The organism is Aedoeadaptatus coli (genome assembly GCF_900343085.1).
GTDB lineage: Bacteria > Bacillota > Clostridia > Tissierellales > Peptoniphilaceae > Aedoeadaptatus > Aedoeadaptatus coli.
Window position 1 is genome coordinate 1 of the sequence record NZ_OPYI01000006.1, and the last position, 12,764, is coordinate 12,764.

The window sequence follows — 12,764 nt, forward strand, 5'->3', positions numbered from 1 at the left end:
ATGGACCTGAAAGCGGTGCTGACCTTTGCATGCATGAACATGAAAAAACTGGCACTAATGATGGATCGAAAAGAGCGGGACGGAGGAGGCGACGGCCCTTCTTTTGCTGATTTATGGAAAAAATACACAAAAAAGAGACAAACCCCGAGTTTTGTTCGGAGTTTGTCTGCAGTCTGAAGAAAACTTCATTTTCTCTTTTGTTTGTTACGAAAACTCGATATAATAATCGTAATACAATATTTAAGGAGGTATATCATGAAGAAGTCTTTGATCGTGTCGTTGTTGGCGCTGGTACTGGCGTTGGGCCTGGGCAGTGTGTCGTTCGCCCAAGGGGATTTGTACTTAGCCGTGGACGGCAAGAAGTTGGAAACGGACGCACCTTGTTTTATCGAAAATAACCGCACCTTGGTGCCCGTACGCTTTATCGGCGAAAGCCTGGGCTATAACGTCACGTGGGATGCAGGCGCCCGCCGCGTCACCATTACAAATGCCAAGGCCGACGCCGCCGCGGTGAAAATCGAGCTTACCATCGGCAGCAACAAGGCCCTGGTTTACGACGCCGCCGGCGAAAGCAAGGAGGTGGCCCTGGAGGCGGCAGCGAAGATTACGAAGAATCGCACCTTCGTTCCCGTGCGCTTCATCGGCGAAAGCTTCGGCACCGCCGTGAATTGGGACGCCGCGAACCGCGTCGTCATCATCGGCGACAAGAGCCTCTACAAGGCCGAAGAATTTGCGAAGCTGCGAAAAGCTGAAGCGCCAAAGCCCGCGCCCGCGAAAAAGCCGGCCAAAGCGAAGGCGCCTTCCGCCAAAGAGATCGCCGGCTTGTATGAAAGAAAAGGCGATGAAGACATCTTGCTTGCCGTTGTTGAGTACAAAAAAGACGGTCTCACCCACGCCGTCGCTGCCGCCATGTTGGACGACAGTCCCGAAGGTTATCGGCTCTTAGCCAATCCCTTTGGGATCGTGTACAATCCGAAAACGGGTACCGCCGATTTAGGCGAAGGCATCATGCGCTTTTACAAGGGCGGATGCACGGCCAAAGAAAAAGGTGCCTCTGTTAGCTTCGAATATAAAAAAATTCGATAATAAAAAGATTTTCTTCTCGGAAGAATCGTATGTACTTTCCCAATCATGCGGCGAATTTGCGCGCATGAGATAAAACAAAGGAAAGTCACTATTCCAAAATTTCGGAGGTTTCCATGAAACGAAGATTGAAACTATTCACTGCCCTTCTCTTGTCCCTGGGCCTGCTGCTTCCCGCAGGGGAAGCCTTTGCCGAGAGCCGAGACGAAAAGATCGCCGTCATGAAAGATTTGGGCATTGTCAACGGCTACCCCGACGGTTCCCTGGGCCTGGAGAAGCCCATTAAGCGATCGGAAGCGGCGGCTCTTTTGGTGCGGGTGGGAAAGGTCGAGCACCTGACCAATCGGCGGATGCTGATTTATCCCGATGTGCCCCTGACCCACTGGGCCAACGGCTACATCGCCGTAACCAAGGCGATTCGAAATAAAAACGGGGTGGTGCCCATTGAAGGCTACCCGGACGGCACTTTCCGCCCGGAAAAGAACATCACCAACGCCGAAATGATGAAAATTCTCGTGTCCGTTAAAGACAAACGGCTCACGAAGGCAAGGGCGGCCAAAGCCACCTGGCCCGACAGCTGGATTCAATGGGCTGAAGAAGTGGGCATCGCGGGCCCGTGGGCGGGCCTTGAAAACTTAAGCCCCAACGCCCCGGCCACCCGCGGCGATGTCTTCGTCATGCTCTTCAATGGCTTTGCCGTGAAGAAAACGCCGAATCCCGCGCCTGCGCCTGTGCCGAATCCCGCGCCTGCGCCGAGCCCCGCGCCGGAAAAACGAAGCCCCGCTCCGCTGCCCGAAAGAAACACCCCCGCTCCGGCCCCCGAAAGAAGGCCGTCCGTGCCGGCGCCCGATATAAACACCCCTGTGCCCCTGCCCGGGAAACAGTTGCCGGCGCCCGAGCCTTGGAAATACAAGCCCACGCCGAAACCGGAGAACAAAAAGACAGCGGAAAACATGGATCGTTTGATCGATGCCTTTAATGCCGGCACCGGTTACGACCGCGAAGCCTTTAAAAGCGAATTTATCCGCCTGATCAATGAGGATCGAGCCAAATTGGGCCGCGCGCCTCTGGAGTGGTCCGATGAATTTGCCCGAGGCGCCGCCGCGCGTTGCAATGAGCTCGCCGCCCACGGCTCCATCAATGTCAATGGCCAAAGCCACGTGCGCCTAGACGGCAGCAGGTGGGACACGGCCTTCCGTTACATGGGTCTGTACTTCGGCGGTGAAAACCTGCTCTATAGGAGCAAGAACAGCACGCAACCCATGGATCAATACGACTTTCCCATCATAGCCGACGGTGCGAAACTGGCGCAAACCTTTTATGACATGTGGTGGAATTCCGAGGGCCATCGCGAAAACATGATGGATCCGGATTATAAATACTTCTACGTCGAAGCCAAAGCGGCCCCGAGAAAAAATAACGGATCGTACAAATTCTTTATCGTGGGAAGCACCCACTTCAAAGGAGAGTAAGAAAAAAGAGAAGTTGTGTAAAAACAACTTCTCTTTTTTATTGCTTGGGGATGGACACTCACCACGCGGGCCTCTCGGGACTTTGTTCTTTCTCTTAAGCGCGACGCAGAGGAAAAAGCATTTATTTTTTCTTCTCGTAGCTTATGTTCATCAGATCAATCCGGGGGAGGGAAAAAGGGCGTTGCGATTCGCCCTTATCCCTCCCCCGGACCCCTACCCTTTATCCCTAACGCTTTCTATATGTGCGAAGCCCTGTCGGGCTTCGATTCCTGTTGGGCCGTGTCGCGGAAAGAAGAATGTAAATTGGGCAAAAAATTCTTATTAGCAAAAAAGCATCTTCGCCGAAACGGACAACCTAACCTAAGCGAAGAAGCCCAATACAAATCAAATGCCGTCAGGCATTTGCACTGCTAGAAGGCGTTTGTGGGTGGATGGGGATGGGGCCCCGGGGAAGGGGCAGAGGGCGAATCGCAACGCCCTAGCCCCTTCCCCGGGTTTCAGAGCCATGTAAGAATCAATTTTTAAGCGAAAAAAGTAACTTGAATCCATTTACGTTCACTTCGCATTTTGAAAATAGGCACCACCGCCCTGCGGGATAAGGGCGTACAACTATACATCCGTTTCGTGAAGGCTACGCCTCCCCGAAACGGTGTAAGACTGCATCTGACCTTCCGACGACTCGCTTCACTCGTCGGGATAGGTCATGAAATCGCAACGCCCTTTTCCCCGCCCCCGGGTTTAAAGGCCATTAAAGAATGGAATTGTGAGTTAAGAAAAGAGGAATCGCGAATCATAATCCGTGTGCCTCTTTGACCGCAAAGAAAAAAATGTGCGCGAAGAAAAAGAAAAAAGTAGGACACCATCCTCCCGCACCTCTCGCTGAATAAAGCGACTCGCAAGTGGCTTTATTCAGCTTCCCAACGCAAGTCTTTCCCAAAAAACGCCATGGGCACGAATTTATGGAAGATGCGGCTGAAGATTCTGTCGCCGTAGACGGCGGAAAGTTCTCTCGGGCTCAGGTTGGTGCTGATGATCATTTTTTTGCCGTCGATCATGCGGCTGTTGACGATGTTAAAGAGCTGGGAGTTGGTGAAGGAGTTGGTGAGCTCGGTGCCCAAATCGTCGATGATCAAGAGGTCTGCGGAAAACAAACTGTCGTAGGCCATTTTCACTTCGTCGCTTGCGTCGCGGTTAAAGGTTTTTTCTTCGAAGATGCGCACCAGACCGAAGGCCGTTTCGTAGACCACGGATTTTCCCGCCGCCATGAGCTCGGCGGCGATGGCGTGGGAAAGGAAGGTCTTGCCCAGGCCCGTGGGGCCGTAGAGAAGCAGATTCATGTCGTTGGCCTCGCCGAAGGTGGCGATGAAGTTTTCCGCCACGGCCAGGATCTCTTCCATATTCTGCCGCGGGGAGATGCCCTCGTCGGCAAAGGGCAGATCGGAGTAGATGTCCAGGCGGAAGTTGCCGAAGTTGTTTTTTTCGATCTGCCGCTCGATGTGGCTGGAGCGATGCAGATAGGCGGTGATCCGCTGCTTCATGCAGCTGCAGCGCTCGCCGTTTTCCAAATAGCCCTTGTCCTTGCAGCGGCTGCAGCGGTAAATGGGATCCAGATAATCCGCCGGAAGTCCCGCTTCCACGAGCATGGCGCGGGCCATGGCTTCATAGGTTTCGAGTTCCTTCACGGCGGCATCGGCCAGGTCGGCGTCGCCGCTTAAAAGGGTGGCCTTGGCCGCTTCAAAGCCCAGGGCGCGGATGTTTTCTTCCACCGCCTCAAGCCCCGGGGCCATGGCGTAGGCTTCTTCCCGGCGCTCGCGGAGGGTCTGTTCGTTTTCTCGCCTGAGGACGTCGTAATCCGCCCGAATTTTATCGAAGATGGATGCCATCTATTTCTTTCCTTTCCCGTCTATAAATTGACGGCGCTTTCGTTGCGCCATTTTTTCCAAGGCGTCGGCGCTGTACTTGGCCGTGGCCGATCCCGCCATGGGCTGCACCCGTTGCCCGCGGAGCACCTTGGGCTTTTGATCCTTGGAAAGATCCTCGGGCTTCTTGATGCCCTTCGCCTTCCACGCGGCGAGAATGCTTTCAAAATACCGCCAATTGGGCTTTCCGATGCCCCCGGTGCGCCGCGCCGCCTCTTCCAACAGGGCGAAGTCCATTTCCTCGGCGTAAGACGCCACGGCATCGGACTCGGCGCGAATGTAGGGCTTGTCGGAAAGGCCCATGAGCTGCAAGAGGTGGCGGTAGCGGTAATAGGCCGCGTCGTGGGTGCGAAAATTTTCCGCCAAAGCCTCGGGGGTACGCACATTGGCGTCGGCCCAATTTCTGACAATCCCCTCGATGTAGGGGACGGAGCGCTTGTTTTTCTCCTCGGTGCCGTAGCGAAAAGCCTCCAAAATCATCTCCGGCGTCATGTTGTAGACCTCGCGCCAGGCGGCGATGTCCAGCTTTTGCTGATAGGGCACCTGCTTGCGCATGTAGTATTCCACCTTGGAAAAGAGATTAGCGATCTCCGTATCCTCCAGCCGACGCACGAAATCGCTCTTCGTAGCCTCGGGGCTGTACACCTCTTTCGTATAGAGCTCCTTTAGGCGCAAAAAGCGAATGCCGTAGCTTTCCCCTTCGTAGATCTTCTCCACGATGCCTTCCGATTCCCAATAATCCCAAGCCCGCTTCACGTCACTTTCCAAAAGATTCAGGCGATCGGCCATGGATTTGTGGTCGCCCTCGCCGCCGTTTGTCGCCAGTTGCAGCCCGGCCAAATACACCTTCACGAAATCCCCGTCGGCCTGGGGCATGTAATCGTTTAAAAAAATATTTTCAATGGGCGTATCCCCTAAATCCAATTTCGGCGGATTCAATTTAAATTCCACGCCGCCACCTGCCTTTCGTGATTTCCATTTGATGCACGGACACGGCACAAAACTGCCGCGCCAGGCGCATGTGCTTTCTATACGGGGCGAAGGCCGCTTCATACGCGGCCCCTTGAGGGAGATCCACGCGCCGAAAGACCCTGCCGATTCGCTCAAAGCCCAAAGACTCGTAGAGATGAATGGCCCGCCCGTTCCAGGGAAGCACCTCCAGAAGAATCCGCTCCAGCCCCAAAGTGTAAAAACCGTAATCCAAGAGCCAATGCATGGCCGCCCGGCCCAGGCCCCGATCGACCACGGCCCGGTCCAGAATAATGCCCACCTCGGCGGTGCGGGTAATGAGGGAAATGTTTTTCAGGCCCATGTAGCCCACGGCGCGGCCCGCCTCCACAATGGCGAAGTACTGATCCCGGTGGCCTTTCGTCTTCCAGCGGTACCAATCCCCCACGGTGTCCTCGTCTTCCATAAAATTATACATACTAAAGAGCGGGTCGTCGTAATCGGTCCAGTTTAAAAAATCGCGGACGTGTTCTTCCCTTAAAGGCGCCACGTCCATGGCTTTTTTATCGCGCAAAAAACCCCCCCTCCTCCTATGATTGTACCATAAGGGGCGAGGGGGATTTTTTACTTTTTTCAGATGGGCCGAGGATGAGCTTTAGATAAAGCTCTTACCGTTAATGCCCGTCCAGTGTTCCGTCTTCTTGTCGCGGTCGCGAATGAAATCGTGGCCCATGGTGGCTTCCATAATCGGTTCAAAGTACCAATCGCTGCGCTTCACATCGCCGAAGCGAATCACTTCACTCGGGTGGGCGTCGATCCAATAGAGATCGGCGTGGCGATTCAACATGCGGTTGGTAATGGCCGTGACTTCTGCGCGGGTAATGGCTTGTTCGGGGCGGAAGGTGTTGTCCGGATAACCCGAAATCCATCCCTTGGTGGCCGCAGAGCGAATGGCGTTATAGCCCCAGTGGCTCGGCGCCAGGTCGCTGAAGGAAATGGCGTTTCCTTGAGCCAATGCGTCGAATCGCGAAGCGATGGCGGCAAATTCCGCGCGGGTAATGGGCTTGTTGGGCTTGAAGCTGCCGTCGGGATAGCCGCTGACAATGCCTCGTTGCACTGCATAGCCCACGGTGTTTGCGTACCAGTCGCCGGGGCGAATGTCCGAGAGGCCCGCGTTGTAGTGGCGCCATTTTATGGGACGCTCGTTCAAGAGGCGGGTAAACATCGTGGCCGCTTCCGCACGGGTCATGCCCTTGTTGGGGGCGAAATTGCCGTCCGGATAACCGATGAGGTATTGGTAGTGATCCGTCGTGTTCAACGCATCCTTACCGACATTCGGTTGATTCGGTTGATTCGGTACATTCGGTTGATTCGGTTGCTCACAAGCGTTGTTGCAATCGCCGGGAACGGGATAAGGCCGCAGATCGGGGGTGGGGGTGTCCTTCTTTTGTACGAAGACCGGCACGTTGATTTGATCCGTGGTGTTGTCTTCGTAGATCACCTTGATCGTCGCCGAGGTCTTGCCCGGTTTATCGACATTGGGTCGATCTACTATTTCGACATCCTTGATCCGCTTGCCTGCCGGCGGCGTAATGGCATTTTTATAATCTTGCGGTTTGGGCTGAACACCTTGTTCCGTAAAGACGTAATCCGCCGTGGGCCGCGGGTCGGCAGGTTTGGCGCCATACTGCGCTGTAATGGTCGTGTCTTCAGCAAATGTTTGCGTTAGCGCCTTGTCCCATTTTTTAAATACATAACCCGTTGCCGGCGTTACAGTAGGAGCCGGGACGGTCACTTCTTTGTTGGGCTTGACATAGTAAACGGTCCTGCCGCTTAATTCGCCATGATCACCCTTGTTGAATGTGACAGTTAAATAACCTTCCGGCTTGTCGCTGCCGTTGGGGTCTTCTTGGGGAATTACATCGCCGATTGCATTGTATTTCGCCCTAATCACGTCGTTGTCATGATACTTGATTTCGCTCTGAATCGACGTATTCCAATCGGCAAAAGTGAACCCGGTATTCGGTGTTACTTCCGGATCATGGCCTTTCAACACGACGGCCCTGTCCGGATTAACATAGACGATTTTTTCCGTCTCGCCAGTGCCTTTTATCTTACCATCCTTCTCCGTAGAGAATTTAACGGTGATATAGCCATCGGGTTTTTTATTCGGATTTCCCTTATCGTCTTTTTCCGGGATGACCGGATCCAGCTCCGTCGCCTTGGCCGTGACGACGATGTCCGTTGCTTCGATGACAAGAGAATCTTCCTTATCCCACTTGTCGAACTTGTAGCCGGTTTGCTCTTCATAGCCCGGTTTCTTAAGTTCATCGTTTCCAAGCTTGATGCCTGCATTTTTCTTGACGTAGTAGGCTTTTTGTTCCGTGAGTTTTAAGCCCGGATCCGCCGCAAAGGTGACCCTTACATAGCCGTCAGGCTTGGTAATGGGCTCATTGGGATCGTAGGGAATGATGTTTTTCGCTTCCGTGTAGGTGGCGGTGATGATGGTGAGCTTTTCAGTAAATTTCTTCGCTTCACCGGGTTTGTAAACTGCATCGCCGATCTTCCATTCCTTAAAGGTGAAGTATTGTTTCCCTACGGGATCCTTCACGGAAATGGTGACTGCCTTATCCGGATTGATCCAGAAGATCTTGTCCGCTTTGGTTTCATCCGTCGCCTTGTCTGTGGGAACAAATTTTACTTCAACGAAGCCTTCCGGAACTGTATCGGGTTTCGTCGTTCCCTCTTGCGGAATGACATCGGAAACGTATTGGGCCGTGATGGTGGTCGCCTTTTCAAATTGATGTCTTTCCGCTAAATCAAAGTCGCTTGGTTTCGTTCCTTCGGCAGAGCCATCAACTAAACTCGTCCACTTCACGAACTTGTTGTCCCCGGTGCCCGTGGGATCTTTCCCAGGAATCAGCACTTTCGCTTCGGGATTCACATAGTACGTGTACTTTTGCGGTTCTTTCGCTTTCGTCGTGGGTTCGACGGTGACTTTTACATAGCCATCGGGAACGTAGTTCGGCTTGTCCCCATTGGTCTTGGCTTCGTAAATGTTTTTGATGACTTTAATGGGGATCTCTACTTCTTGCACTTCGCCGTTTTTAAAGATGACTTTCGCCTTGAGTTTTTCTACTCGAGACGGATTGTTGCCGTCATCTTTTTCTTTCAACTTGTCGTAAAGAGCCGCTTTGAGTGCGTCGCCTGCAAGCGGATTTCCTTCATCGTCGAGGAATTGAACCGTCGCCTCATTCGGCAAGGCACCGCCATTTACCTTAAGGGCTCCTTTTAAGATGGTTTCGGTCGCTTCCGTGTCAATAAAGTTATTGACCCAATTTCCGCTTCCGTCTTTAAAGGATTCGTGAACGGTGATCTCATCTGCAATTACCGTCCCTTGATCGGTAATGCTCTTTTCGTAGTTGGCGGTGACGATGGTTGTGTCGTCTGTAAACTTGGCTTTGATGTCATCCGTCCATGTTCTAAATGGAGTTTCATTGGATGTCCACTTGGTGAAGATCCACTTAAACGCTTTCGGATTGCTTTCATCGACGGCAACATTTTTGCCCGTGGGCTTGGCGAAGGGAATGGTCACTTCTTTGGTCGGATTGACGTAGTAGGTCTTCTCCGTCTTGTCCGTCGCTTTGTCCGTGGGCACGACCTTCACGGTGACGTAGCCGTCGGGTTTCTTCGTGTCTTCGCCTGTTTTTTCAATGACGTCATTCAACGCCTTGAAAGTAAAGGTATATTCAGCATCTGCCTCATACTTTTGCTTTGCTATTACAGGGCTCCACGTACCGCCCTCTGCCGTGTAACCGACATTGGCTTTCTTGGTAATGGCATCGGCCGTGTGTGTCAGATCGATCTCTGTGTTCGGTTTGACATAGACAACCGTATCTCCCGATAAGGATCCGTTGGCATCCGATTTAAAGGTGACCGTGTGATAGCCCTCGGGCCTATCGCTTCCGTCGGTATTCTTTTGAGGGATGATATTTCCTCGGTCTGTATATCCTGCTGTAATTTCATAAGGTGAATCCTTGGCCTCAAGCTTTACGGTTAAACCCTTGTCCCATTTGTCGAACTTATAGCCGACATTAGGTTTCACCGTAGGCGCGGGGATATTCACTTCCACACCAGGCTTGATCCAATAATTGGTCGTTCCTTCTAAGCTGCCGTGATCACCTTCTTTGAATTCAACCTTTACATAGCCTTCGACTTCCGTCGTGGAAATATTGCCGGGATCATTGTAAAGGGCCGTGATTTCAGCGCCGTCTTTGTATTGAATGGCTTGATCGATGGATACATCCCATCGACCAAATTTGTAGCCGGCGTTTGGAACAGCTGTGGGGGCTTTATCCTTCAAAACAACTGCTTTGTTGGGATTGACGTAGTAAACGGCTTGGCCCGTTAATTCTTTTCCGTGCTCGCCTTTTACAAAGGTGACGGTAATATAGCCTTCGGGCTTATCATTTTCTCCACCTGTCGGGTTATCCTTGGGAATGACGTCAGGGAGTTCCTTATACTCCGCCACCGGCCGCAGGTTATTCTCAATGAGCGTCTTATCGCCGATAGACCATTTAACAAAGGTATATCCGATTTCCGGAGTTACCGTCGGTTTTACGATTGATTCATCACCTAATTTTTTCGTCGGTACGGCCTTTGGGTTGACGTAGTAGACCGTTTGGCCTGTGATGTCTTTTCCGTTTTCGCCCTTTAGGAAAGTGACGGTGACATAGCCCTTGGGGATAGGAATCTCCGGACCACCGGGAATAATATCGGGAAGCTTTTCGAAACTGCCTTTAAAGGTTGTGTCCTTGGAATACTTCTTGAACACTACCTGCGGCGTCCAGCCCTTAAATTTATAACCTGTCTTGGTAATGGGCGTCGGCGAAAGAGGGTAGACATCTTTGTTCGGATTAACATAGTATACCGTGGTTGCATCGGGCGCAAACTCTCCGACTTCTTTGCCATCTAACTTTTCAAGTTCAAAAGTAACCTTGACATAGCCCTCGGGCTTTTCAGAATCGTCTTCTTTCGTCTTTGGAATGATGTCTTTCAGTCCGTTAAAGGAGCCGGTGATGGTTGCGTCTTTGTCGTAAACCGTGGGAATCGTCGCATCTTTATCCCATGCGCCGAATTTAAAACCGGTGTTGGCCGTGGTCGCCGGCGGATTGATGGTGACATATTCCGTGGGGTTGACGTAGAACTTGGCCACGCCATCAATGGAGCCCTTGGCTTCGTCGCCATCTTTTATTACAAAGGTGACTTCCTTGTAGCCTTTGGGTTTCTCGTTCGGTTTTCCCTTATCATCTTTTTCCGGAATCACATTATCCAGCTTCGTCGCCTTGGCCGTAACGACAATGTCCGTTGTTTCGATCTTTAATGTGTCCTCCTGGTCCCACTTGTCGAACTTGTAGCCGGTTTCTTCTTTGTATGCCGGTTTTACAAGGTCTTTATCTCCAAGTATGATGCCTGCATTTTTCTTGACATAATAGGCTTTTTGTTCCGTGAGCTTTAAGCCCTTTTCCGCCGCAAAGGTGACCCTGACATAGCCCTCGGGGCGAACCATGGGATCGGGAACGCTCGGATCGTAAGGAATGATGTTTTTCGCTTCCGTGTAGGTGGCGGTGATGGTGGTGGTAGATTTAAACTGCTTCGGCGTTCCCACTTTGTAGGTTTCGCCTGTGTTTACGTCACCGATCTTCCATTCATTAAAGGTGTAGTAGGTTTTCCCTACGGGATTGGCCACGGGAATAGTGACTTCTTTTTCCGGATTGACCCAGAAGATCTTTTCCGCTTTTGTTTCATCCGTTGCCTTGTCCGTGGGGACGAATTTTACTTCCACGAAATTATCCGGCACGCCTTCGGGTTTTGTATCACCCTTTTGCGGAATCACATCGGAAACGTATTGGGCTTCGATGGTGGTTTCGCCACTAAATTGATATCTCGGGTGCTCGGAAAGTTTGTATTCCGTCTTCGTTCCCTTGATTAACCATTTGGTAAATTGGTTATTTCCCGTTCCTACAGGGTCTTCCCCGGGGATCACGACTTTGGCATCGGGATTCACATAGTAAAAGTATTTTTGCGGCTTTTCCGCCTTCGTCGTGGGATCGACCGTGACTTTTACATAATCGTCGGGAACGTAGGTCGGTTTGCCTTCTTTGGTCTTGGCTTCATAGATGTTTTTGATGACCTTGATGGGAATGTCCACGGTTTGGCTCGTGCCGTTTGCGTGGGTGACCTTCGCCTTTAAGGTGACCTTGCGGGAGACTTCTGTCCCATCGTCTTCTTTCAGCTTTTCGTACAGCTTGTCTTTTAAATCGGTGTCAGCAATGGGATTGCCGCTGTCGTCTAAAATTTGAAGTTTGTCATCATTCGTCAAAGGTTGCGGGACGCCCTTTGCATCCTTGATCTTCACCTGTCCCTTTAAGGTGTCTAGGGAAGGAATAAAGGCGTTGACATAGCCCGTGCCATCTTTGAAGGATTCATGAACTGTCAGTTCTTCCGCCTTGATTTCGTTGTTGTCCCAAATGGCATAGAAGGTCTTGGCCTCTTTGATGTTTTTTGTGACTTTTTCAAAATCTTCTTTAGAAAGTGGAGTTCCATTTTTAGATGTCGCCCAGCCCTTAAAAGTTTCACGATCCTTCGTCGGGTCTTCCGCTTTGTCCGTCAAGTCATTGCCGTATTCCACTTCCTTGACGATCTTTTTCTCCGTATCGGGAGCAGTGAAGTTAGCAAACTTCCCGCCATTGGCATTGAAAGTCACGGGGATGATCTCCGTCATGGTGAGCTTCCCGCCATTAATGACGTCGTAATTGAAGTCGTATTTGAACTTGTGGTCACCTGACTTAACAGTTTTAACTCCATTTTTTTCTTCAAAAGTTAAACCGTCCGTAGTGTCATCAATTGTCACATCCGGAGTTTTTTCCAGATAATATGATATTACAAGATCAGGATCAAACTCATTGTACCAGTCTCTTATGATTTTAGTATCTTTGTCGTTCTTTGGCAGTTCTACACTGACCGGGGATACGCCATCTCCTTTATCGTCAAAGGCAAAATTAGCCTTCATACCCGGTCTATCTGCTTCAACCACATCTGTATGCCATTCAGATTTAAACTTAGTAGAAGCGATTTGTTGGTAAGTGAGTCCCAATGTTATATTTGCAATTATCTCGCCGTCTGCATTTTCAGGTGAAAATGTCGGTGAAGATCCTTCGGTCCCAAAAATTACTTCAGTCAAAAGTTTAACCTTATCAGAAACTCTTTCATCAATCCTTACTTCATATTTGTAAGGTTTCAAACTCTTGGAAAATAGAGGTAGTTTTGTCGGTTTGCCTTC

Annotated in this window: 6 protein-coding genes; 2 read left to right on the forward strand and 4 right to left on the reverse strand. The window is 51.2% G+C overall.

Annotated elements, in window-relative coordinates:
- Nucleotides 1-255: 255 nt before the first annotated feature.
- Entirely contained in the window at nt 256-1,086 is an 831-nt protein-coding gene (locus DG046_RS04025) for a copper amine oxidase N-terminal domain-containing protein (protein WP_108831271.1), read from the forward strand.
- Between the two features lie 113 nt (nt 1,087-1,199).
- Nucleotides 1,200-2,555, forward strand: a complete 1,356-nt coding sequence (locus DG046_RS04030; RefSeq protein WP_108831272.1) for a CAP and S-layer homology domain-containing protein — start codon at nt 1,200-1,202, stop codon at nt 2,553-2,555.
- Nucleotides 2,556-3,460: 905 nt separating this feature from the next.
- Here DG046_RS04030 and DG046_RS04035 read toward each other — a convergent pair.
- The 4 genes from DG046_RS04035 to DG046_RS04050 all read right to left on the reverse strand — a co-directional run bounded on the left by DG046_RS04035 (nt 3,461) and on the right by DG046_RS04050 (nt 12,335).
- Nucleotides 3,461-4,438 carry an ATP-binding protein gene (locus DG046_RS04035; protein ID WP_108831273.1) on the reverse strand — a complete coding sequence of 326 codons (978 nt, stop codon included), beginning with the start codon at nt 4,436-4,438 and terminating at the stop codon, nt 3,461-3,463.
- Nucleotides 4,439-5,425 (reverse strand): DnaD domain-containing protein, encoded by a 987-nt coding sequence (locus DG046_RS04040; RefSeq protein WP_159082050.1) that lies wholly within the window; start codon nt 5,423-5,425, stop codon nt 4,439-4,441. It lies immediately after the preceding gene.
- On the reverse strand, nt 5,415-5,996 hold the full coding sequence (locus tag DG046_RS04045; RefSeq protein ID WP_108831275.1) for a GNAT family N-acetyltransferase: 582 nt from the start codon (nt 5,994-5,996) through the stop codon (nt 5,415-5,417). Before DG046_RS04045 ends, DG046_RS04040 begins: the two co-directional genes overlap by 11 nt.
- 81 nt (nt 5,997-6,077) lie before the next feature.
- Nucleotides 6,078-12,335: an S-layer homology domain-containing protein gene (locus DG046_RS04050; RefSeq protein ID WP_159082051.1), complete on the reverse strand. Its 6,258-nt coding sequence runs from the start codon at nt 12,333-12,335 to the stop codon at nt 6,078-6,080.
- Nucleotides 12,336-12,764 lie beyond the last annotated feature (429 nt).